The following is a 21,748-nucleotide window of genomic DNA, read 5'->3' as shown; positions in this document are numbered from 1 at the left end:
CCGCGACCTTCGTGGGCGTCACGTGAGGAGGAGGTCACCCGGACCAGGCGGGGGCCCGCGAGAGGATGGCCGGCATGCGCGTGGTCGTCGAGGGGATGGAGCGGCACCAGGTGTCGCTCTACCTGGTGGCGCTGGTGCTCGGAGCCGCGGTCGGCCTCCTCGTCCCCGGCGCGGCGGGGGCGGCGCGTCACGCGGTCGATCCCGCGATCGCGCTGCTGCTGTACGCGACATTCTTGGGGGTGCCGTTCGCCCGGATCGGCGGGGCGGTGCGGGACGTGCGGTTCGTCGTCGTCGTGCTCGCGGTCAACTTCCTCGTCGTGCCGGTGGTGGTCGCGGTGCTCTCGCGGGTCGTCGCGCACGACCGGGCGTTGCTCGTCGGGGTCCTGCTCGTGCTGCTCACCCCCTGCGTGGACTACGTCATCGTCTTCACGGGCCTCGCCGGCGGCGCGCACGACCGGTTGCTCGCGGCGGCCCCGCTCCTCATGCTCGTACAGATGGCGCTGCTGCCCGCCTACCTGTGGCTGCTCGCCGGCCCCGACGCCGTCGCCGCGGTCGACCTCGCCCCGTTCGTCCGCGCGTTCGTCGTCCTCATCGCCCTCCCGCTCGCCGCCGCCGCGCTCACCCAGGCGATCGCCGCCCGCGCGAGCGCGGCCGCGGCCTGGTCGAGCGCAGTGGCGAGCGCGATGGTGCCGCTGATGATGCTCGCGCTCGGCGTCGTCGTGACCTCCCAGGTCGCGGCCGTCCGCGGAGAGCTCGGCGCGCTTCCGCTCGTGGTCCCGGTCTACGTCGCGTTCGCCGCCGTCATGCTCCCGGTCGGCGCCTGGGCGGGCCGGGTCGCCGGGCTCGACGTCCCCGGGCGGCGCGCCGTCACGTTCGCCGGGGTCACCCGCAACTCGCTCGTGGTGCTCCCGCTCGCGCTCGCGCTCCCCGCCGGCTTCGAGGTGGCGCCGATCGTCGTCGTCACGCAGACGCTCGTCGAGCTCCTCGTCATGGTGGCCCTCGTCCGCCTCGTTCCGCGGCTCGTGCGCTGACGGGCCGCTAGCCTTGGCCCGTGCCACGACACCGCTCGCCCGTCCCACCCGCGGACGGCCCGACTCCGGGCCGCCGCGCATGACCCGGGCCCCTGACGTCCGCGACCACCCGACGCCGATCCTCACCCCCGAGGAGGTCAGGCACCTCCTCGTCGAGGCCAACGCGGACCTCGGCGCGCGCGGGGGAGCGGTCGGCGGAGCCATCGGCGGCGGGATCGGCGGCGCCGCCGCCGGAGCCCTGGGCGGGAGTGTCGGTGGACGCTCCGGCGGCCGCAGCGGCGGCAGGCTGGGTGCCCGGCTGTTCACGAAGGTATACGGCTCGCAGCGCGTCGTCCCGATCCCGCCGACGCCGGAGCGAGAGGCGGCCCTGGCCGCCGTGCTGCACACCGTCCTGCGCCAGGATCGCCAGGCCCTCATCGGGCTCATGGGCTCGGGCTCGATGAACATGAACACGGCGGTCGTCCAGGTCCAGTGGCACCCGAACCAGGCGGTCATCACAGCCCACGGGCTCGAGGGGATCATCAAGCAGCGGACGTCGGGCAAGGCGATCGACCGGCTCGAGGCAGCCATGCGCGAGACCGCTGCCTAGCGGGCGCAGGCGTCCACCCGCGTCTCGCCACCCTCGGCCGGGCCCGCGATTCACCACCACAGGAAAGGACGGCTCGACATGGAGACGGTCGGAATCGGGATGGTCGGCGCGGGATTCGTGGCCGACCTGCACGTCGAGGCGTTCCGCCGGGTCGCGGGCCACGACGTCCGGGTCGTCGCGGTAGCCGCGCCGCCCACGCGGCGCGCGGCGTTCGCGGAGCGGCACGGGATCGACGCGGTCTACGAGGACCTCGACGAGCTGCTGGCCGACGACGCCGTGGACGTCGTCGACATCTGCACCCCGCCGTCGCTGCACGTCGAGATGGCGATCGCGGTGCTCGAGGCAGGCAAGCACGTCATCTGCGAGAAGCCGCTGACCGGGTTCTTCGACGTGCCGGCCGAGGGCGCGGACGGAGTGGATCGTCGTCGGATGGTCGAGTCGGTGACGGCCGAGATGGACCGGCTGCGGGAGGTCGTGGTCCGGGGTGACCGGGTCTTCGGGTACGCGGAGAACTACGTCTACGCGCCGTCGATCCAGAAGAGCCGTGAGGTGCTCGAGCGCTCCGGGTCGCGCATCACGATGATGCTCGGCGAGGAGTCCCACAACGGCTCGCACTCCGAGTACGCGCGCCACTGGCGCCACTCGGGCGGCGGGGCACTGATCCGGCAGGGCTGCCACCCGCTGTCGGCGATGCTCTACCTCAAGCAGGTCGAGGCACGGGCGGCGGGTCGCAGCGTGGCCGTCGAGTCGGTCCTCGCGGACACGACGGCGATCACGCCCACGCTCCCGGACGAGCGGCGGCGCTTCCTCCACGCCCGGCCCGCCGACGTCGAGGACGTCGCGAACGTCGTCCTCGCCTTCGACGACGGCACCCGGGGCGTGGTGACGGCGAGCGACGTGATCGTCGGCGGGGTCCGCAACACCGTCCAGGTCTTCACCACGGACAGCGTCCACCTGTGCCAGATCAGCCAGAACGACTCGATGCGTCTCTTCCACGCGGACCCGGCCTCGGTGGAGGACGTGTACGTCACCGAGAAGCTCGACCACAAGGCCGGCTGGCAGTACGTGCTGCTCGACGAGCTGCTGGCCCGCGGCTACGTCGGCGAGATGCAGGACTTCGTCGACTGCGTCGTCCACGGTGGGACTCCGCAGGCGGACATCGAGCTCGCGTACTCCTCGATGCAGGCGATCTACGCCGCGTACGAGTCGGCCGCCACGGACCGGCGGGTGCGGCTGTAGCGACCGGGTCGGTCAGTCGGCCCGGTCCTTGCGCACCTGCCGGATCTTCTCGTCCCGCCGGGCGTTGCGCTCGTCGACCCAGGCGGGGGACACCGACCCCAGCTGCTTCGGGATCCGCTCGGCGTCGACCTCGGGCAGGAGCCTGCGCGGTGGGTCGGTGAGCGCGCTCCCGCCGTGCGCCAGTCCGGGGAACGGGTCCCGGCCGCCGAGGTAGCTCGCGATCGTGTTGACGGCGGCGATCGCGGGGACCGCGAAGAGGGCGCCGACGATGCCCATGATGTACGAGCCCGTCGCCACGCCGAGGAGGACGACGATCGGGTGGACGTCGACGGCCCGGCCCATGAGGACCGGCTGGAGGAAGTTCGACTCGAGCTGCTGGACGCCCACGACGATGACGAGCATGATGATCGCCGCCGTCAGGCCCTGGGAGCCCAGGGCGACGAGCACGAACAGCGCGCCGGAGACGAACGCACCGACGACCGGGATGAAGCACAGCACGAAGGTCAGCACGGTGAGGGGGATGACGAACGGGACCCCGAGGATCGCCGCACCGATGCCGATACCGACCGCGTCGACGGCGGCGACGAGCGCCTGCGTCTTCGTGTACGTCCCGATGGTCACCCAGCCGCGGCGCGCCGCCTCGTAGGCCCGCTCGTGCCACTGGCGGGGCAGGCGCATGATCGCCCACGTGCCGAGGCGGTCGCCCTCGGCGAGGAAGAAGAACGTGGCGACGAGGCAGAGCACGGCCCCGACGACGACACCCGCCGCGCCGGTCCCGATGCCGACGGCCGACGTGGCGATTTGGGAGGAGTTCTCCTGCAGCCAGGTGCCCGCCTGGTCCATGGCCGACTGCACCTGGGCGGCGTCGACGGGCAGGGGCGAGCTGGCGATCGCGTTGACGATGTCCTGCACCTGCAGGGACGCGAGCTCCCCGACCTCACCGATCCCCTCGGAGATCTGGGTTCCGACGAGCGCGCCGACCCCGGTGAGGAAGGCGAGGGTGATGAGGATCGTCAGTGCCGCGGCGGCCAGGCGCGGCAGGCGCAGCCGGTGGTTGAGCAGCACCTGGAGCGGCATGAGCAGCCCCGTGAGCAGGATCGCCACCGCGGTCGGGATGAGGATCGAGCTGAGCAGCGCGCCGGCCTGGTTGATCGTCTGGACGGCCAGGCCGACCAGGACGATGGTCACCGAGGCGAGGATGACCACCCGGGTGCGTGGGTATCCGGCGAGAAAACCGGCACGGCCCGACGTCGAACCACCCGCGTCCGTGCCCTCCGGCACTGTTCCGGCGGCGGTCACCGCGTGGGCGGCCGAGGTGCGGGTGTCGGCGTCGTGCGGGGTCGATCCTCGGGAGAGGGCCGTGCGGCCGGCCTCGCGCCTGACGCTCCTGCGCGATCGCCTGCGGGGTACGCCCACCTCACGCGTCCGAGACGGCGGCGGCGAGCAGGTTGAGGGACTCCTCGAGGCTCTCGGCGGGGATCGCGGGGAAGACCGACGCGAGCTTCGGGTCCTCCACCTTCGACCAGTCGTACGTGAGGGTGACCTCGGTCGAGTCCGAGCCCTGGGACTTCAGCTCGTACAGCCACTCCCAGCCCCCGGGGCCGTCGGCGTCGGGGCTGTTCGGCTGCCAGCCGACCATGACGTTCTCGGCGTACGCCGTGACGTGGTTGCGCATCTGGTAGTCGCCGCCCTGCGACTCGGCGTGCATGTTCATGACGAACGTGTCGCCCACCTGCTGGATCCGGTCGGCGTAGTCGTCGGACCGGACCATCCCCGAGCCGTCGAACTCGGAGTGACGGGAGGGGAGGGTGAGGACGTCGAAGATGGCCTTCGCCGGGGCGTCGATCGTGCGGGAGACGGACAGGGACGTCTGCTCGGTGCTCATCCCTCCACTCTGCCCCCTCCGGCGTCGGCGCGCATGGTGGATCGGCGCGTCGGCCGGAGACGTGTGAGCGGGGCGACACGGACGGTCCGGCGGGGCCCGGGTCCGGGGCCGGAAGGGGGCGGGCCCCGACCGAGCTGCCTCGGCCGGGGCCCGAACCTGACTCCCTGGGGTGGCTAACGGGGCTTGAACCCGCGACCTCCTCGACCACAACGAGGCGCTCTACCAACTGAGCTATAGCCACCATGCGCCACCGACCGGCGGTAGCGACGCACCATGCTATCCGAGGCCCGAGGGCGTCGGCGCCGTGTGTGCGGTGCGCTCGCTCACGTCCGCGGGGGGTGGCGCGACGTCCCCGAGAGGTCGCGCAGAAAAAAGGTCACGCCCTGTCCGGGTGGGTCCGTAGCGTCCCGGTCATGGATACCAGCGGTACGCGAACCACCGACACCCAGACCGACACCCGCGCCGACGAGACCGTCCGTCCCTTCACCCTCGCCGTCCCCCAGGACACGATCGAGGACCTCCACCGTCGCCTGGCGGACACGCGCTGGCCGGACGAGAACCCGGAGGCCGGCTGGTCCGACGGTCTCCCGCTCGCTTTTGCGAAGGACCTCGCGACCTACTGGCGGGAGACCTTCGACTGGCGGGCGCAGGAGGACCGCCTCAACGCCGTCCCGCAGTTCACGACCGCGATCGACGGCCACGACGTCCACTTCGTCCACGTCCGTTCGCCCCGCCCCGACGCGAAGCCGCTCCTGCTCGTGCACGGCTGGCCGAGCGGACCGACGGACTTCCTGTCGATGATCCCGCTGCTCACCGAGCCCGCGGACGGCGGCCAGGCCTTCGACGTCGTCGCCCCGACGATCCCCGGCTTCGGTGTCTCGGGCCCCGTCGTCGGGTGGACGCTCACCCGGGTGGCCGACGCGTTCGCCACGCTCATGGACCGGCTCGGCTACGAGCGCTACCTGGCCCACGGCTACGACACGGGCGCCGGGGTCGTCCGCGACCTTGGGCTGCGCCACCCCGAGCACGTCGCCGGCATCCACTCCACCGGCCCGCTCGGCGGCGAGGAGCTGACCGAGGAGACCGCGGACATGTCGGTGCCCGCGGAGGCGGCCGCCGTGGCCGACGGGTACCGGTACATGTACGACATCGGCGCCTACGCGATGCTGCAGTCGACCCGGCCGCAGTCGATCTCCTACGCGCTGACGGACTCGCCGGTCGCGCAGATGTCGTGGATCGTCGAGCGGTTCAAGGACTGGTCGTCCGCCGAGGGCGACCCGGACCAGGTGCTCGACCGCGACGAGATGCTCACCGTGGTCTCGATCTACTGGTTCTTCCGGACCGCCGGCTCCTCCGCCCGGTACTACAAGTACGGGCTGCCCGACTGGGCGGAGCCGCTGCAGCCCTCGACCGTGCCGACGGCGATCCTCGTCATGCCGGACGACATCGGCCGGCCCGTGCGCCGGCTCGTCGAGCAGGTCGACCGGGTCGTGAGCTGGACCGAGGCCGAGCGGGGTGGGCACTTCGCGGCCTGGGAGCAGCCCGAGCTCGTCGCGGCCGACATCCGCGCCTCGATCGGGCACCTGGACTGAACCCGGCCGGCGGTGGGCCGTGGGGACGGTGCGCCACCGCCGGTGGGGGCGCCGGTCAGGGGTGGCGCTGGTCGGCGTCGGCTCGGGTCGGTGGCGGAGGTGGCTGGAGCGGTCCGGGGCACCGGGTCAGAGGGTCTCGTCGTCGGGCGTGGTTACGCGTCCGACGGCTTCGCGAGCTCGGTGATCGCGGCGCTCGTCGGGTGGTCGGAGACGGCCTTGGCGGCGGCGCGCGCCTCGGAGGTCGTCGGCCCCTCGCCCTCGGGCCACAGGACCGCGCGGTAGTACCGCAGCTCGTCGATCGACTCGAGGATGTCGGCGAGCGCGCGGTGGCCGCCGTTCTTCTGCGGCGACTGGAAGTAGGCCCGCGGGTACCAGCGGCGGGCGAGCTCCTTGATCGAGGAGACGTCGATGATCCGGTAGTGCAGGTGCTCGACCAGCTCGGGCATGTCCCGCGCGAGGAACACGCGGTCGGTCCCCACCGAGTTGCCGGCGAGCGGGGCGCGGCGCTTCTCCGGCACGAACCGCTTGACGTAGGCGAGGACCTGCTCCGCGGCGTCGGCCATCTCGAGGCCGTCGTCCAGCTCGGTGATGAGGCCGGAGGCCTTGTGCATCTCGACGACCACCTCGTCCATCGTCTCCACCGTGCCGGGGCGCGGCCGGATGACGAGGTCGAGCCCGGCGTCGAGCGGCGTCAGCTCGGAGTCGGTGACGACGACGGCGACCTCGACGAGCGAGTCGCGCTCGGCGTCGAGGCCCGTCATCTCGCAGTCGATCCAGACGATGGGGTCCTTGGCGCGGGAAGCAGCAGTCACCAGGGAATCGTAGGCGCGGACGACGGCGGCGGCGCGGTCCCGGCGTACGTCACACCGACGACCACACCGTCAATCCTTCGGCTGATGCCACCAGACGAGACGCGGTGTCTAGACTCAGCGACGGCGCGGCCGGTGGTCCGGCGCGATCCCCTCCCCGACGACCTCCCGGAGCACGCCCGTGGCGAACCTCGCCCGCTTCTCGCTGTCCAATCGCGCGCTCGTGGCCCTGTCCACGATCATCGCCGTGCTCGCCGGCCTGTGGGCCACGACCTCCCTGCGGCAGGAGCTCATCCCGGACCTCGAGCTGCCGATCGTCGCCGCCGTGACGACCATGCCCGGCGCCTCCCCGGAGATCGTCGAGGACCAGGTGACGGGCGTGGTCGAGGAGGCGGCGCGTGGTGTCCCCGGACTCGAGGGCACCACGTCCCAGTCCGGTCCCAGCGTCTCGGCGGTCATGCTCGAGCTCGAGTACGGCACCGACATTCTCACCGCGCAGCAGGAGCTCCAGGTGGCCCTCGGCCGGGTCGAGCAGCAGCTCCCCGAGGACGCCGAGACCCAGGTCATCGCCGGCTCCGTCGACGACCTCCCGGTCATCCAGCTCGCCGCCACGGGCGGCGCCGACGTCGCCGAGCTCCAGCAGCGCGTCGAGGAGGTGCTCGTCCCCGAGCTCTCCCGGGTCGACGGCGTCCGCCAGGTCCAGCTCTCCGGCATCACCGAGCAGCGCGTCGCCATCGACGTCGACCCCGAGGCGCTCGCCGCCGAGGGCCTCACGCTCGACTCCATCACGAGCTCGCTCGACGAGAACGGCGTGGTCACCCCCGCCGGCACCATCGAGTCCGACGGCAGCGAGCTGACGATCCAGGCCGGTGGCCGCCTCACGTCTCCCGAGGAGATCGCGGGGCTCCCGCTCGTCGCCGACTCGTCGTCGGGCGGCGCCGCGGGCGGGGACGCCCCTGCCGACGGGGGCCAGGCACCCGCCGACCCGGGGCAGGCACCGACCGACCCGGGGCAGGCGCCCACCGACCCGGGGCAGGCGCCCACCGACCCGGGGCAGGCGCCCACCGACCCGGGGCAGGCACCGACCGCCGGTGACGGCGCCGAGCAGGCGCCCCAGGCACCCGCCCCGGACGAGGTCGTGACGATCGACGACGTCGCGGACGTCGCCGTCGAGGACGTGCCCGCCACGTCGCTCACCCGCACCGACGGGGTCGCGAGCATCGGGCTGGCGATCACGGCCACGCCCGACGGCAACACGGTCGAGATCTCGGAGCAGATCCGCGAGCTCATGCCCGAGCTCGAGGGCTCCCTCGGCGACGGCGGCGAGCTCGTCGTCGCGTTCGACCAGGCCGTCTTCATCCAGCAGTCCATCGAGGACCTCGCCGTCGAGGGCGTGCTCGGCCTCGCGTTCGCCGTCCTCGTCATCCTGCTGTTCCTGCGCTCGATCCGCGCGACCACCGTCACGGCGATCTCGATCCCGCTCTCGCTGCTCGTCGCGCTGCTCGCGCTCAAGGTAGCCGACTACTCGCTCAACATGTTCACGCTGGCGGCGCTGACGATCTCGATCGGCCGCGTGGTCGACGACTCGATCGTCGTCATTGAGAACATCGCCCGGCATCAGTCCTACGGGACGTCGAAGCGGCAGTCCGTGCTCACGGGCGTCAAGGAGGTGGCCGGCGCCGTCACGTCCGCGACCGTCGCCACCGCCGCCGTGTTCGTCCCGCTCGGCCTCGTCGGCGGCATGGTCGGCGAGCTCCTGCGCCCCTTCGCGTTCACCGTGGCCCTCGCACTGGGCGCGTCCCTGCTCGTCGCCCTGACGATCGTCCCGGTGCTCGCCTACTGGTTCCTCCGCACGCCCGTCGACCCCGAGCGCGCCGCCACCGCCCGCGTCGAGGCGGAGGAGAAGGAGCGCAGGAGCATCCTGCAGCGCGGCTACGTCTCCTCGTTGCGCGGCGTCCTCGGGCACCGCTGGCTCACCATCGGCGGCGCCGTCGTCCTCATGGCGGCCACCGTGTTCGGTGCGACTCGCCTGCCCACCGACTTCATCGGCGACACGGGCGAGAACGCGATCTCGGTCACCCAGGACCTGCCCACGGGCGTCACGCTCGAGGCCCAGGACGCCGCCGCCCAGCAGGTCGAGGACGTGCTCGCCGACGTCGAGGAGGTCGAGAGCTACCAGGTCACGGTCGGGTCGGCCGATCCCGCGATGGCGGCCTTCGGCATGGCGCAGGACGTCACCTTCTCGGTGACGCTCGACGTCGACGCCGACGCGGGTGCCGTCGAGGACGACGTCCGCGAGCGGCTCGAGGCCCTCGGCGAGGACGCCGGCACCATCACCGTGGCGCCCGGCTCGGCCGGCGGGTTCTCCTCCGGGGTCGAGGTCATCGTCTCCGGGGCCGACGGCGAGGACGTCGCCGCAACCGCCGAGGAGGTCGAGGCGGCGATCGCCGGGATCGACGGGCTGCGCGACGTCGAGAGCTCGCTCGCCTCGGACCTGCCCTTCATCCAGGTCGCCGTCGACCGGCCCGCCGCGGCCTCGCTCGGCCTCACCGAGTCCGCCGTCGGCGGCATCGCCTACGCGGCGATCAACGGCCTCCCGGCCGGCGACGTCGACACCGAGGACGGCACCCTCCCGATCGTCCTGTTCTCCGGGGAGGCGCCGGCCACCGTCGACGAGCTGAGCGCCCTGCCGCTCGGCGGGTCGCCGGAGGCGCCGCTCGTGCTCGACGACGTCGCCGACGTCGCTGAGGAGCGCCAGCAGGCCTCGATCACCCGCCAGGACGGACTCCGCTCGGCGTCGATCACCGCGGCGACCGAGATCGCCGACCTGCAGACGGTCAACGCCGAGCTCGCCACGGCGCTCGACTCGGTCGACGAGCCCGAGGGCGTCAGCGTCGAGATCGGCGGCGTCAGCGCCGAGCAGGAGGACGCCTTCGGCAACCTCTTCCTCGCGCTCGGGCTCGCCGTGGCGCTCGTCTACCTCGTCATGGTGGCGACGTTCCGCTCGCTCGTGCAGCCGCTCGTGCTGCTCGTGTCGATCCCGTTCGCCGCCACCGGCGCGATCCTCGGTCTGTGGCTGACGGACACGCCGCTCGGGGTCGCGGCCCTCGTCGGTGCGCTCATGCTCGTCGGCGTCGTCGTGACGAACGCGATCGTCCTCATCGACCTCATCAACCAGTACCGCACGGCCGGAATGGACCTGCGCGAGGCGGTCGTCGAGGGCGGGCGGCACCGCCTGCGCCCGATCCTCATGACCTCGGCCGCGACGATCATGGCGCTCATCCCGATGGCGTTCGGCATCACGGGCGGCGGTGCCTTCATCTCGCAGCCGCTCGCGATCGTCGTCATCGGCGGCCTCATCACCTCGACGATCCTCACGCTGCTGCTCGTCCCGGTGCTCTACGAGCTGACCGAGGGGCGCGGCGAGCGGCGGGCACGGGAGAAGGAGATCGCTCGGCTGGAGAAGGTCGTGGCGGCGCGCGAGGAGCGCGGCGAGGACGCCGCTGCGCCCCGCGCCGAGCTCGAGCGGCTGCGCGCCGGGGGGGGAGCGGCCCGGGTCCGCGAGGAGGAGCGGGTCGGCGACGACGACGCCCCCGTGCTCGTGCATGCCGGCGCCGGCGAGGCCGAGGCTGGTGCGGGCGCGGCTGGTGCGGACGCTGGATCGGCCCCCGCGTCAGGTGCCCGGGCCGGCGAGGGGCGGAAGCCGTCCGACGGTTCCACCTCCGGGGCCCACGCGGCGGCACCGCCGGACGACGCCCACGTCCTGAACGAGGGTGACGACTCCGGCGGCGGCAAGCACGCCGCCGACTGAGGGTCGCGTCGGCCGGCCGTCGGGGGAGGCCGCCGACCGGCGGACGGCTGTGCCGTCGACGGCCCGCCGGGGGAGAATCGGACCATGACCGACAGCAAGATCGTGTTCCTCGACGTCGACGGCACCTACGCCCACCAGGGCGAGGTACCCCCGGGCCACGTGCGGGCTGTGCAGGCCGTCCGTGCGGCCGGCCACCGGGTGCTGCTGTGCACGGGGCGACCCCGGATCATGCTCCCCGAGCGCATCTCCGCCGCAGGTTTCGACGGGTACGTCGCCACGGCCGGGGCGTACGTCGAGGTCGACGGCGAGGTCGTCGCCGACGAGCGGTTCCCGGTCGAGCTCGGCGACCGGCTCATCGACGTGCTCGAGTCCTACGACGTGACCTTCGTGCTCGAGACGCCTGGGGCGCTCCTGGGAAACCGGCACGCGGAGCAGGTCATCAGCGCGGCGGTCGCCGGCCACGAGGCCTCCGTCGACGGCTCGAGGCACTCCGGTCCGTCCGACATCCTCGCCGGCATGTCCGTCGTCGACGACCTCAGGGGCCGCCCCTTCGCCAAGGCCGTCGTCGTCGAGTCGGGGGTCCCGAACGACCAGCTCGCCCGCGAGGCCGGCGAGGCCGTCCTGTCCCTCGAGGCCTCCGTGCCCGGCCTGCACCCCTCGTCCGGCGAGCTCTACCTCGCCGGTATGCACAAGGCGGTCGGCATGCGGGCCGCGCTCGCGCACCTCGGTGCCGACGTGGCCGACTCGATCGCCTTCGGCGACGGGATGAACGACCTCGAGATGTTGCGCGAGGCCGGCATCGGCGTGGCCATCGAGGGGTCCGACCCGCGTGTCCTGGCCGCCGCCGACCGGACGGCGCCGGGCCCCGAGCGCGAGGGCCTGACCCGCGCGTTCGCCGAGCTCGGCCTGCTCTGACCGCGCCCGCGTCGCCCCGACGCGCGAGGCGTGCGCCCGGGCCGTAGCCTGGCGGGACGACGAACGACCCGTGGCCCGGCGGCCGGAGTCGGGGTGCCCACGGGCCCGAGGAGGACTGCCCCGTGAAGCTCGCCGACCAGATCGTCGCCCAGCTGCAGGCCGTGGGGGTGCGGCGCATCTACGGGATTGTCGGTGACAGCCTCAACCCCGTCGTCGACGCCGTCCGCCGCACCGTCGGAAGCGCCGAGGGCGGCATCGACTGGATCCATGTCCGCCACGAGGAGGCAGCGGCCTTCGCTGCCGCCGCGGACGCCCAGATCTCCGGTGAGCTCGCGGTGTGCGCGGGATCGTGCGGTCCCGGCAACCTCCACCTCATCAACGGCCTGTACGACGCCAACCGGTCCGGCGCGCCCGTCCTCGCGATCGCCAGCCACATCCCCACACCGCAGATCGGCCAGGAGTTCTTCCAGGAGACCCACCCCGACCGACTCTTCACGGAGTGCTCCGTCTACAGCGAGCTCGTCAGCACGCCCACCCAGTCGCCGCGGATCGTGCACTCCGCGATCACGCACGCGCTCGCCGCCCCCGGCGTCGCCGTCGTCACCCTGCCCGGCGACGTCGCGGACGAGGAGGCCACCGCGGACGCACCCGCCTACGTGCCGACCGTGCGCGGCACGCTCGAGCCCGCGCAGTCGGCGCTCGACGCCGCGGCCGAGGCGATCGACGACGCCAAGCGGGTCGCGATCTTCGCCGGCGCCGGGGTGCGGGGCTCGCACGACGAGCTGATCGATCTCGCGGACAGGATCGGCGCGCCCGTGGGCCACTCGCTGCGCGGCAAGGAGTGGGTGCAGCACGACAACCCCTTCGACGTCGGCATGACCGGTCTGCTCGGGTACGGCGCAGCCGCGGAGGGCATGGACGACGCCGACCTGCTGCTCCTGCTCGGGACCGACTTCCCCTACGACCAGTTCCTGCCCGACGGGCCGACGACGATCCAGGTCGACCGCCGGGCCGAGGTGATCGGACGGCGCACCGGCGTCGACCTCCCCGTCCACGCCGACGTGGGCCCGTTCCTGCGCGGACTGCTCGACCGCGTGGCGGCGAAGCGCTCGCGCTCCTACCTGAAGAAGACCCTCAAGCGGCACGAGAAGCTGATGGACTCGACCGTCGGCGCCTACACGCGCAATGCCGAGGACCTCGTGCCGATCCACCCGGAGTACGCGGCCTCGCTCATCGACCAGGCGGCCGCCGACGACGCCGTGTTCACCGCGGACACCGGCATGTGCAACGTGTGGCAGGCCCGCTACGTCACCCCCAACGGCCGGCGCCGTGTCATCGGCTCGTTCCTGCACGGGTCGATGGCGAACGCCCTCCCGCACGCGCTCGGCGCCCAGGTGGCCGACCGGGACCGCCAGGTGGTCGCGTTCAGCGGGGACGGCGGTCTGTCGATGCTCATGGGCGACATGCTCACCGCCGTCCAGTGCGAGCTGCCGGTCAAGGTCATGCTCTTCAACAACTCGACGCTCGGCATGGTCAAGCTCGAGATGCTCGTGGACAAGCTGCCGGACCACGGCGTGGACGTGCCCGCGACGAACTACGCCGCGATCGCCGAGGCGATGGGCTGGCACGCCGTGCGGGTGGCCGACCCGAAGGAGCTCGAGGCGGGCATCGCCGAGGTGCTCGCCCACCCCGGTCCGGCGCTGCTCGACATCGTCACCGACCCCAACGCGCTCTCGCTGCCGCCGTCGATCACCGGCGAGCAGGTCTTCGGGTTCGCCACCGCGATGAGCAAGATCGTCTTCACCAAGGGCGCCGGCGAGGTCGTGTCGATGGCGCGCTCGAACCTGCGCAACATCCCGCGGCCGTAGCCGGGACGAGTGGATCATGACGACGATCGAGCTGATCGGCGTCGTCGGGGGCCTGGCGGAGACGTGGAGGGCACCCGGGCTCCTGCTGCTCGACGGCCACGAGGACACGATGCCGCTCGACGTCGTCGAGGACGGGGAGGCAGCCAACTGCGAGGTCGGCCTTCTCCTGGGGCTGACCGGGCGAACGCTGCGCGACGGGCTCGGGGTCCCGCTCCCGGCCCTCGACACCGACTCGCTGTGCCTGCTGGGGCAGCGGGACGCCGACTGGCGGCGGCGGTTCAACGTCGGCAGCCTCGCCGACCTCGGCGTATGGTCGCGGGATCTCACGTCGATGCGTGCCGATCCCGGTGGTGCAGCCCGTGACGCCGCTCGCCACCTGCGGGAGCGGACGAACGGGTGGTGGCTCCACGTCGACGTCGACGTCCTCGACCCGACAGTCGTCCCGGCGCAGGGCCTGCCCGACTACCCCGACGAGCCCGACGGCCTGGACCTCGGCCAGCTTGCCGTAGCGATGACGGCGGCCGTGGCGGAGGGCGGCTGCCTCGGCCTGAGCATGGCGATCTACGACCCGGACCAGGATCCGGCCGGCGACGACGCCGCCCACCTCGTCGAACTCGTCGGGACCACCGTCCGAGCACTCGCCTGAGGGACGCGTACCGACGCACGCGAGTTTCCTCCCGGCCGTCGTCGCCTCACCGCGAGGACCGCATCGCCGGTCGCTTCGTCACCGACTCGTCGGCCACGAGCTCGTCGTAGCGGTCGGAGCCGGGCTCGACGAGCGCGATGCGCCCCTCGGCGTCGAAGTGCACGGCTCAGCCGTAGGTCTTCGTCAGCGGCGAGGCGCGCAGGCACGGCTGCCCCTTCGAGAAGAACTCCTCCCGCGCCCGGTCGACGTCCGTCGCGGGGATCCCGCGGCGGACCATGTGGACGTCGAGGAGCAGCTCGTCGCTGGTGAGGGCGTAGTCGGTCGGTGCGAGCCGCTCGTACTGCAGCTCCGCGACCGTGCCCTTCCCGGTCGGCGGCTCCGTCGGGTGCGTCGCCCGGGTGTCGGGGGCCGGGGTGATCAGCGTGTCGCGGTAGTCGGTCGAGTGCGTCGCCATGGGGTGCCGTCCGTCCGTCGGGCCCGGGGCGGGGCCGTGTGGTCGGAGGCTAGCGAGGGCCGCCGACATCCGTGGCGAGATCAGGACCTTCTCACCGAGATTGCGGTTGGGAGGCGGCCCCGGGCAGGCCGCGGCGGCCCGGCGGCCCCGCCCGACCCGCCTCGAGGCGCGCGACCGTCAGGCGGCGGCCGCTGCGACCGCCAGGTCGGCGTCGGCCATGACGAGGTCCCCGTTGATGTGGCCCCCGGCCAGCGCCCCCTGCGCGGCAGCGGCACCGACCTGCATCGACACGTCCGCGAGGTTCCCGGCCACCCATACGCCGGGGACGTTCGTCGCGCCGGTCGGGGTGGCTGCGACCGCGGTGCCCATGACGTTCTCGGCGACCTCGAGGCCGAGCGCCGCGAACGGCTCGAGGCGCGGCTGGAGCACGGTCTGGACCGTCACCGCCCCGACCTCGAGGACTCGCCCGTCATCCATCCGTACGCCCGACACCCGGCCGCCCTCACGCACGATGCCATCGGGCGTGCCCGTGACGATCTCGACCCCGCGGGCGGCGAGTCGCTCGCGGTCGGTCGCGGCGAGCTCGAGGTCCCACGCGAACAGCCGGACCCGCTCGGAGAGCTGGCGGAACATCAACGCCTGGTGGACGGCCATCGGACGGGAGCCCAGCACGCCGATGACGCGGTCGCGGACCTCCCAGCCGTGGCAGAACGGGCAGTGCACGACGTCGGAACCCCAGCCCTCCCGCAGGCCCGGCAGCTCGGGCAGCTCGTCGAGCACCCCGGTGGCGAGGAGCAGCCTGCGGGCGCGGACCGTCGAGCCGTCCTCGGTGGTGACGACGAACAGGTCGCCGTCCTGCCGGGCGTCCCGGACCTTCGCGGGCCGGATCTCGCCCCCGTACCGCTCGACGTCGGCCCGCCCGCGGGCGAGCAGCTCGAGGGGCGGTGTGCCGTCGAGGGCGATGAGTGCGTGGACGGCGTCGGCCGGGGCGTTGCGGGGCTCGCCGCCGTCGAGGACGAGCACGCGACGCCGCGAGCGAGCGAGCATGAGTGCGCCGCTGAGCCCGGCCGCACCACCGCCCACCACGACGGCGTCGTAGGTCTCGGGGGAGGGGGAGTCGTTCGTCGTCGGGAGGGTGTCGTCGTTCGTGGCGGGATCGGACGGGGTGGTGGTCGTCGTCGTGGGCGAAGTGGTGCGGTCGGGCGTGGTCATGGTGGTCCTCACATGCGTCGGCGGGGCGCTCGCCCCGGGAGTCGGTGTGCTGACGAGCCTGCGCGGCCATTTCCCGTATGGCAAGCAGAGTTGCCGAATGGCAAACTGGGGGCATGGCACCCGACCTCGACCACACGCTCGACGCCGTCGGGCCGCGGCTGCGCCGCCTCCGGCAGCGTGGCGACGTCACGCTGGCGGAGCTCGCCGAGCGGACCGGGATCTCCGCGAGCACCCTGTCCCGCCTCGAGTCCGGCCTGCGCCGGCCCACCCTCGAGCAGCTGCTTCCGCTCGCCCGGGTGCACGGCGTGACGCTCGACGAGCTCGTCGACGCCCCGCCGACCGGCGACCCGCGCATCAACATGCGTCCCCTTGCCGGGGACCACGGCGCGGTGGTCCTGCCGCTCTCGCGCCGTCCCGGCGGGATCCAGGCCTACAAGTTCGTCCGGCCCGCCGGCCGGCCGGGAGAGGTCCCGCAGCCGCGCACGCACGAGGGGTTCGACTGGGTCTACGTCCTCGACGGCCGGCTGCGCCTCGTGCTCGGTGAGCAGGACATGATCCTCGGGCCGGGCGAGGCGGCCGAGTTCGACACCCGCACCCCGCACTGGTTCGGCGCCACCCCGGACGGACCTGTCGAGTACCTCAGCCTCATCGGCAAGCAGGGGGAGCGGGCGCACCTCCGCGCCGCCCCTTCTGTCGAGAGTGCGCCTCAGGACTGACCAGTTGGTCGAGAGTGCGGCTCAGCGCGAAGACTGGCTGCGCAGCTCTCCTCGAGATTGCGGTTCGGAGCGTCCGGCTTCCTGTCGAGAGTGCTGGGCAGGGGGCGCGTCGATTCGTCAACTGCTCTCGATGTCGGTGATGGTCCATACCTTGGCATCGACGCGTTCCCCCGGACGCGTCGTCCCCCCACCCGAATCAGCCAGGGAGCCCCCGTGCCTGACACCTTCCCCGACGGCGTGCCGCCGTCCTCGACGAACGGCGACGTCGCCGACACCTACGCCCCCGTGTACACGCCGACCTACGCGCCCGACGCCGGTCAGGGCCACGCCGACGCCCCGGCGTACGGCTGCGCCACCGCCACCGCCACCGCCACCGAGCAAGACCCGGCCGACGACGCGCCCTTTGCGACCTCCCCGGCGCGCCGCGGCGGCCGCGCCCGGATCGTCGCCCTCGCCACCCTCGTGGCGGCGCTCGCCCTGGTCGCCGGCTTCCTCGGCGGACGGATGACCGCCGACCCGACCGCATCGGAGGAGTACGCCGGCCTCGAGGGCCGGCTCACCACCGCCGAGTCCGAGCGGGACGAGGCACTGACGACGCTCGGCACCACCGAGGGCGACCTCGCGTCCGCGCAGCAGCAGGTCACCGACGTCACCGCGGAGCGCGACCAGGCGCTCACCGACCTCGACAACGCGACGGCTGGGCACGACGAGCGCGAGGCCGGCCTCGACGAGCGTGAGGTGGGCCTGGACGAGCGCGAGAGTGGCCTCGACACCCGTGAGACCGAGATCTCCGAACGTGAGACGGACATCGGCGAGCGCGAGACCGAGGTCGGCGAGCGCGAGGTCGCCGTCGGCGCCGTGGAGGAGGAGATCGACTCCGCCTCGTTCGGTGCGGGCACCCACCTGGTCGGGACCGACATCGCCCCGGGAACGTACCGGTCGACCGGCACCGGTGACGGGTGCTACTGGGAGCGCCTCGCCGGCACGTCGGGCGAGCTGTCGGACATCATCGCCAACGACTTCACGAGCAACCCGGGGTCGATCGTCACCATCGCCGCCTCCGACGTCGCCTTCAGCTCGAACCGCTGCGGCAGCTGGGAGCCGGTCCAGTAGGTGGGGCGCCGCTCAGCCCTGGAACTGCTGGAGCCCGTTGAGCGCGAGGACCACGCCGACGATGCCGACGACCCACGCGGTGGTCGACGCCGCGTTGCGCGTGAGCCAGCTGTCGAGCCTGCGCAGCGGTCCGTCGAGCTGACGAGCGGCGACGAGCCGGCCCGTGAGCAGGACGAGCGCCGGCGTGATCATCACGAGGCAGTAGGCGGCCAGCCACAGCACCGATGTCGGCCAGCCCGGCCCCTGGGTGGAGATGAGACCGATACCCGCGAGGTAGGGGAGCATCGAGGCCACCTCGATGGCCGCTGCCGCGAGGGCCAGGCCCATGAGCGCGCCGACCGATCCGCGCCCGCGCGTCGTCGTCGAGGTGGGAAGGGCCGACTCGGACCATGACACGGACCCGGTGCTGAGCCGACCGTTCACGGCACTGCCCACGCCACCGCCCCGCGCAGCGTTGTCGTCGGACTCGACCCCCATGGCGCGCTCGCGCCACCGGCCGATCCGACCGCCACCGTGCTCGGCCTGCTCGGCTGCCCGGCGCTTGGCGGCAGGGGAGTCGAGGGCGAAGCTGAGGAGGACCAGGCCGATGCCCACCACCATCATGAGGATCGCTGCTGGCCGGCCGGACAGCAGGTCTCCGAAGGCGCCGAGGAAGGCGTCGGCGCCGAGCATGACGGCGATCCCGACCGCGAGGTAGAACCCGGCGACGGTCCCGAGGAAGACCAGCACGCGCCCCGGGCGCAGGCGGCCGGGGGCGAGCATGAGCCACACCGGGATGAGCAGGGTGCCGAAGCTCGTCGAGTCGATGAGCGCGAGCACGGCCAGCACACCGGCGAGCGCCGGCTGCGACATCGCGCCGTCCGAGAAGGATCCGAGGAAGTCCATGACGCCAGTCTCCGGGGTGGCCCTCGCGTGCGCGTCCGTCGAACGGAGCGACGAACGGGTACATCCTTCGACGGACCTTCTCGACAAGGCGGGCGTGCTGGGATGGACCCCGTGACCCCGGACCGGACCAAGGACGTGCGTGCCGCCGGCTTCGTCGTCGGCATCGGGCTCCTCACGCTCGGGCTCGGGCTCTACCCGCTGACGAACCTGCCGTCGGTCTACGGGGCCGACGCCGGGTCGATCTCGCCGTGGTGGTTCGTCGTCACACTGGTCGCGGGCAGCGCCGTCGTCGCACTGCGCAGCCTCCACGCGGGCGGGTCGCTCGTCGTCGGGACGCTGCTGCTCCTCGTCGACCTCGCGCTCGGTGGAAGCGTGGCGATGCTGCTCGTCATCTGGGAGCTCATCCACCATGCGGCGCTCGTCGGGTCGCGGCGGATGCGGATCGGGTTGCTCGTCGGTGTCGGGGTGGTGGCGGTGCTCGCCGGCGTCGGCACTGCGATCGGTGAGAGCGATTCGCGCGTGTGGATCTCGACCGTGCTCCAGGTCGCCGGACTGGGCGTCATGCCGATCTGGTGGGCGACCGAGGTGCGGCGCGGGCACGAGCTCGCCGAGGTCTCCGCGCAGAAGGCGCGGCTCGAGGCGGAGCGTGCCGACGCCGTGGCCCTGGCCGCCGAGCGGGAGCGGGCCGACGCCGTCCGGGAGGAGCGGACGTCGATGGCCCGCGACCTGCACGACGTCATCTCCTCCCACCTGTCCGCGATCGCCATCCACTCCGGGGCCGCGCTCGCGGTACCGCCCGACGGGGAGCGCGACCGGGCGGCACTGACCGCGGTGCGGCGCGAGGCGGTGGCCTCTCTGGAGGAGATGCGGACGATGGTGGGGCTCCTGCGCTCCGGGTCCGACGAGCCGTGGGCGTCGCCCGCGGGACTTGACGAGCTCCCGGCGCTCGTCGAGCGGACCCGGGACGCGGGGCTCGCCCTCACCGTCGACCCGCACGTGCTCGCCCCGGACGGGAGCGTCGCGGTCACGGCTCCGACGCCGGTCGCGCAGTCGGCCCTGCGCATCGTCCAGGAGGCGCTGACGAACGCGCTGCGGCACGGCGCCGGCGACGCGCACCTCGAGCTCGAACGCACCGGCGGCACACTGTCCCTCGTGGTGACCAACGAGCTCCGCGACCCCCGCGCGGCCGACGTCGATCTTGCGACGCCGTCCCCCGGGATCGGGCTGCTCTCGATGCGCGAGCGCACCGAGGCGATGGGCGGCACGTTCGACGCCGGGGTCCGTGACGGGGTGTGGCAGGTCCGCGCCGATCTGCCGACCGATCCGGCGGGAACGACGGGAGTCCCCGAGCTACCGGGGCAAGCCGCCGGGGACGACGCCGTGACGGAGGCAACCGCATGATCCGGGTGCTGCTCGCCGACGACCACGCCGCGATCCGCGGGGGACTGCGCCTCCTGCTCGACGCCGCCGACGACGTCGAGGTGGTGGGGGAGGCCGCCGACGGTCGCGCCGCGATCCTCAACGCCCGCTCGCTGCGGCCCGACGTCGTCGTCATGGACGTCCGGATGCCCGGCGTCGACGGGGTGGAGGCGACGCGCACGATCGTCGGCGAGGACCTCGCCCAGGTGCTCGTGCTGACGACCTTCGACGTCGACGAGGTGGTGTTCGGCGCCCTGCGCGCCGGCGCGGCCGGGTTCCTCCTCAAGACCGCGGAGCCCGAGGCTCTCATCGACGCCGTCCGGACCGTCGCGGCCGGTGACGGCGTCGTCGCCCCCGAGGTCACGCGCCGGGTGCTCGCGGCGTTCGTCGGACCGGGGTTGCGGGGCGAGGGCGGGGGAGGGCTCGGTGCCGGAGTGGGCGGCGGTGGTCTCGGGGTGGTCGGCGGTGCGGCGGCCGGCGGCGCCGCCGGTGGCGCGGTCGACGACGGCTCAGGTTCAGCTGCAGCAGGCGGGCCCCCTGGTGCGAGCGGTCCGGGTCGTCCCGGCGGCATCGGCGTCGACCTCACGGACCGCGAGCGCGAGGTACTTGCCGCCCTGGGGCGGGGGCTGTCGAACGCGGCCATCGCCGCCGAGCTGTTCATCGCGGAGGCGACGGTGAAGACCCACGTCTCACGGGTGCTCGCCAAGCTCGGGGTCGCCTCGCGGATGCAGGCGGCAATCGTCGCCCGCGAGGCCGGCCTGGCCTGATCGCCGGGGCCGTCCGGACCGCCGGACCGCCCCTCGTCCGGGCCGGCCGGGACGCAGCCCCCGCCGAGGGAACCTCGCGCTCTCGATGTCGGTGCTCGGTGGTCGAATGGGACGAACGGCGGACGGGAGGCCGTCGTCGGGAAAAAGACCTGACATCGCGTGCACGGCCTGGTGAAGTTGTCCCTGTGAGACCGACCGGGACGATCCCGGCGGTCTCACCACCCGTCAGTCCGCACGACGCGAAGGAGGATCAGATGAATGCCACCGGCACTGGTCCGGCGTCGGCGCACGGCGGGGCTCTCCGCCTCGCCTAGCCGACACCGCTGAACGGCCCCGGTCGCCCACGAGCGACCGCGAACGAGGCGACGACGATCACCATCCGCGCAGCCGCGCGGTTCGACGTCGTGCCCATCTCCTCCGCCCGCAGGGGCGGGCATGCACCTCGGCGCGCTCATGCGCGCCGCTCGGGTTGGAGAATCATGAGCACAGCAACCACCACCGTCGTCTGCCCCGAGGCGATCCGTCGGCACGTCGCGACGGTCGTGCCGCGGACGTCCCGGCCGACTCCCCGTCCGTCCGTGGGCGCTCGCGTCGCGGCCGCCGCCCGGCGCACCCTGTCAGCGATCGTCCGCGACGAGGTCGGGGACCGCATCTCGGCCGACCGGACGCACCGCGGGGCGCAGGCCGCGTCGACGAGCTACGTCCTCGCGCGGGCCGACGCCCGCTGAGCAGGGTCGCGGTCCGGCGTGCCGGACGGCGACCCACGGCGACGACGCAGCTCGTCGTCGGGGATCGTC

The 21,748-nt window shown here is 73.2% G+C and carries 18 protein-coding genes, 1 tRNA gene and 1 pseudogene; 13 read left to right on the top strand and 7 right to left on the bottom strand.

Annotation, left to right across the window (positions count from 1 at the left end; genetic code table 11):
- The first annotated feature begins 74 nt into the window (after nt 1-74).
- The 3 genes from ACPYO6_RS11400 (at nt 75) to ACPYO6_RS11390 (ending at nt 2,859) form a co-directional block, all read left to right on the top strand.
- Nucleotides 75-1,031 (top strand): bile acid:sodium symporter, encoded by a 957-nt coding sequence (locus ACPYO6_RS11400; RefSeq protein WP_425714989.1) that lies wholly within the window; start codon nt 75-77, stop codon nt 1,029-1,031.
- A 79-nt stretch (nt 1,032-1,110) separates the two neighbouring features.
- Nucleotides 1,111-1,620 carry a hypothetical protein gene (locus ACPYO6_RS11395; protein WP_425714988.1) on the top strand — a complete coding sequence of 170 codons (510 nt, stop codon included), beginning with the start codon at nt 1,111-1,113 and terminating at the stop codon, nt 1,618-1,620.
- Between the two features lie 78 nt (nt 1,621-1,698).
- On the top strand, nt 1,699-2,859 hold the full coding sequence (locus tag ACPYO6_RS11390; RefSeq protein ID WP_425714986.1) for a Gfo/Idh/MocA family protein: 1,161 nt from the start codon (nt 1,699-1,701) through the stop codon (nt 2,857-2,859).
- Between the two features lie 12 nt (nt 2,860-2,871).
- Here ACPYO6_RS11390 and ACPYO6_RS11385 read toward each other — a convergent pair whose 3' ends face one another.
- The 3 genes from ACPYO6_RS11385 to ACPYO6_RS11375 all read right to left on the bottom strand — a co-directional run bounded on the left by ACPYO6_RS11385 (nt 2,872) and on the right by ACPYO6_RS11375 (nt 4,985).
- Nucleotides 2,872-4,047, bottom strand: a complete 1,176-nt coding sequence (locus ACPYO6_RS11385; protein WP_425714985.1) for an AI-2E family transporter — start codon at nt 4,045-4,047, stop codon at nt 2,872-2,874.
- A gap of 229 nt (nt 4,048-4,276) precedes the next feature.
- Nucleotides 4,277-4,744: an SRPBCC family protein gene (locus ACPYO6_RS11380; RefSeq protein WP_425714984.1), complete on the bottom strand. Its 468-nt coding sequence runs from the start codon at nt 4,742-4,744 to the stop codon at nt 4,277-4,279.
- A gap of 165 nt (nt 4,745-4,909) precedes the next feature.
- Nucleotides 4,910-4,985 (bottom strand) — tRNA-His (locus ACPYO6_RS11375).
- A 172-nt stretch (nt 4,986-5,157) separates the two neighbouring features.
- Between ACPYO6_RS11375 and ACPYO6_RS11370 the strand changes: the two genes are divergently transcribed.
- Nucleotides 5,158-6,336 carry an epoxide hydrolase family protein gene (locus tag ACPYO6_RS11370; protein WP_425714983.1) on the top strand — a complete coding sequence of 393 codons (1,179 nt, stop codon included), beginning with the start codon at nt 5,158-5,160 and terminating at the stop codon, nt 6,334-6,336.
- Nucleotides 6,337-6,488: 152 nt separating this feature from the next.
- Here ACPYO6_RS11370 and orn read toward each other — a convergent pair whose 3' ends face one another.
- On the bottom strand, nt 6,489-7,148 hold the full coding sequence (orn, locus tag ACPYO6_RS11365; protein WP_425714982.1) for an oligoribonuclease: 660 nt from the start codon (nt 7,146-7,148) through the stop codon (nt 6,489-6,491).
- A 178-nt stretch (nt 7,149-7,326) separates the two neighbouring features.
- Here orn and ACPYO6_RS11360 point away from each other — a divergent pair, with 178 nt between their 5' ends.
- The 4 genes from ACPYO6_RS11360 (at nt 7,327) to ACPYO6_RS11345 (ending at nt 14,385) form a co-directional block, all read left to right on the top strand.
- The gene (locus ACPYO6_RS11360; protein ID WP_425714981.1) at nt 7,327-10,956 is read left to right on the top strand and encodes an efflux RND transporter permease subunit; all 3,630 of its coding nucleotides are present in this window, start codon (nt 7,327-7,329) and stop codon (nt 10,954-10,956) included.
- A gap of 84 nt (nt 10,957-11,040) precedes the next feature.
- Nucleotides 11,041-11,871, top strand: coding sequence for an HAD hydrolase family protein (locus ACPYO6_RS11355; protein ID WP_425714980.1), 831 nt, complete (start codon nt 11,041-11,043; stop codon nt 11,869-11,871).
- Between the two features lie 122 nt (nt 11,872-11,993).
- Entirely contained in the window at nt 11,994-13,739 is a 1,746-nt protein-coding gene (locus ACPYO6_RS11350) for a pyruvate dehydrogenase (RefSeq protein ID WP_425714979.1), read from the top strand.
- 16 nt (nt 13,740-13,755) lie between these two features.
- Complete coding sequence (locus ACPYO6_RS11345; protein ID WP_425714978.1) at nt 13,756-14,385, top strand: arginase family protein; 630 nt, start codon at nt 13,756-13,758, stop codon at nt 14,383-14,385.
- A gap of 46 nt (nt 14,386-14,431) precedes the next feature.
- Here the strand turns inward: ACPYO6_RS11345 and ACPYO6_RS11340 are convergent.
- A pseudogene (locus tag ACPYO6_RS11340) lies at nt 14,432-14,839 on the bottom strand (DUF6157 family protein).
- Nucleotides 14,840-15,016: 177 nt separating this feature from the next.
- Nucleotides 15,017-16,051 (bottom strand): NAD(P)/FAD-dependent oxidoreductase, encoded by a 1,035-nt coding sequence (locus ACPYO6_RS11335; protein WP_425714977.1) that lies wholly within the window; start codon nt 16,049-16,051, stop codon nt 15,017-15,019.
- A gap of 113 nt (nt 16,052-16,164) precedes the next feature.
- Between ACPYO6_RS11335 and ACPYO6_RS11330 the strand changes: the two genes are divergently transcribed.
- On the top strand, nt 16,165-16,767 hold the full coding sequence (locus tag ACPYO6_RS11330) for a helix-turn-helix domain-containing protein (RefSeq protein ID WP_425714976.1): 603 nt from the start codon (nt 16,165-16,167) through the stop codon (nt 16,765-16,767).
- A 213-nt stretch (nt 16,768-16,980) separates the two neighbouring features.
- The gene (locus ACPYO6_RS11325; protein ID WP_425714975.1) at nt 16,981-17,880 is read left to right on the top strand and encodes a hypothetical protein; all 900 of its coding nucleotides are present in this window, start codon (nt 16,981-16,983) and stop codon (nt 17,878-17,880) included.
- A 12-nt stretch (nt 17,881-17,892) separates the two neighbouring features.
- Here the strand turns inward: ACPYO6_RS11325 and ACPYO6_RS11320 are convergent, their stop codons facing one another.
- Nucleotides 17,893-18,765 (bottom strand): GAP family protein, encoded by an 873-nt coding sequence (locus ACPYO6_RS11320; RefSeq protein WP_425714974.1) that lies wholly within the window; start codon nt 18,763-18,765, stop codon nt 17,893-17,895.
- A gap of 102 nt (nt 18,766-18,867) precedes the next feature.
- On the opposite strand from ACPYO6_RS11320, the gene ACPYO6_RS11315 reads away from it, so the two are divergent.
- The 3 genes from ACPYO6_RS11315 to ACPYO6_RS11305 all read left to right on the top strand — a co-directional run bounded on the left by ACPYO6_RS11315 (nt 18,868) and on the right by ACPYO6_RS11305 (nt 21,679).
- Complete coding sequence (locus tag ACPYO6_RS11315) at nt 18,868-20,166, top strand: sensor histidine kinase (protein WP_425714973.1); 1,299 nt, start codon at nt 18,868-18,870, stop codon at nt 20,164-20,166.
- Nucleotides 20,163-20,951, top strand: a complete 789-nt coding sequence (locus ACPYO6_RS11310; protein ID WP_425714972.1) for a response regulator — start codon at nt 20,163-20,165, stop codon at nt 20,949-20,951. Before ACPYO6_RS11315 ends, ACPYO6_RS11310 begins: the two co-directional genes overlap by 4 nt.
- Nucleotides 20,952-21,430: 479 nt before the next feature.
- Complete coding sequence (locus ACPYO6_RS11305; RefSeq protein ID WP_425714971.1) at nt 21,431-21,679, top strand: hypothetical protein; 249 nt, start codon at nt 21,431-21,433, stop codon at nt 21,677-21,679.
- The last annotated feature ends 69 nt before the right edge of the window (nt 21,680-21,748 follow it).

This window comes from Georgenia sp. Z1344 (assembly GCF_049856295.1).
Classification (GTDB): domain Bacteria; phylum Actinomycetota; class Actinomycetes; order Actinomycetales; family Actinomycetaceae; genus JB111.
This window is presented reverse-complemented; position numbering and strand designations above follow the sequence as displayed.

What these genes read in the sequence shown, in the direction of transcription:
- ACPYO6_RS11400 (WP_425714989.1), top strand. Translation starts at nt 75, where the DNA reads ATGCGCGTGGTCGTCGAGGGGATGGAGCGGCACCAGGTGTCGCTCTAC.
- ACPYO6_RS11395 (WP_425714988.1), top strand. Translation starts at nt 1,111, where the DNA reads ATGACCCGGGCCCCTGACGTCCGCGACCACCCGACGCCGATCCTCACC.
- ACPYO6_RS11390 (WP_425714986.1), top strand. Translation starts at nt 1,699, where the DNA reads ATGGAGACGGTCGGAATCGGGATGGTCGGCGCGGGATTCGTGGCCGAC.
- ACPYO6_RS11380 (WP_425714984.1), bottom strand. Translation starts at nt 4,744, where the DNA reads ATGAGCACCGAGCAGACGTCCCTGTCCGTCTCCCGCACGATCGACGCC.
- ACPYO6_RS11370 (WP_425714983.1), top strand. Translation starts at nt 5,158, where the DNA reads ATGGATACCAGCGGTACGCGAACCACCGACACCCAGACCGACACCCGC.
- ACPYO6_RS11355 (WP_425714980.1), top strand. Translation starts at nt 11,041, where the DNA reads ATGACCGACAGCAAGATCGTGTTCCTCGACGTCGACGGCACCTACGCC.
- ACPYO6_RS11345 (WP_425714978.1), top strand. Translation starts at nt 13,756, where the DNA reads ATGACGACGATCGAGCTGATCGGCGTCGTCGGGGGCCTGGCGGAGACG.
- ACPYO6_RS11335 (WP_425714977.1), bottom strand. Translation starts at nt 16,051, where the DNA reads ATGACCACGCCCGACCGCACCACTTCGCCCACGACGACGACCACCACC.
- ACPYO6_RS11330 (WP_425714976.1), top strand. Translation starts at nt 16,165, where the DNA reads ATGGCACCCGACCTCGACCACACGCTCGACGCCGTCGGGCCGCGGCTG.
- ACPYO6_RS11320 (WP_425714974.1), bottom strand. Translation starts at nt 18,765, where the DNA reads ATGGACTTCCTCGGATCCTTCTCGGACGGCGCGATGTCGCAGCCGGCG.
- ACPYO6_RS11315 (WP_425714973.1), top strand. Translation starts at nt 18,868, where the DNA reads ATGGACCCCGTGACCCCGGACCGGACCAAGGACGTGCGTGCCGCCGGC.
- ACPYO6_RS11310 (WP_425714972.1), top strand. Translation starts at nt 20,163, where the DNA reads ATGATCCGGGTGCTGCTCGCCGACGACCACGCCGCGATCCGCGGGGGA.
- ACPYO6_RS11305 (WP_425714971.1), top strand. Translation starts at nt 21,431, where the DNA reads ATGAGCACAGCAACCACCACCGTCGTCTGCCCCGAGGCGATCCGTCGG.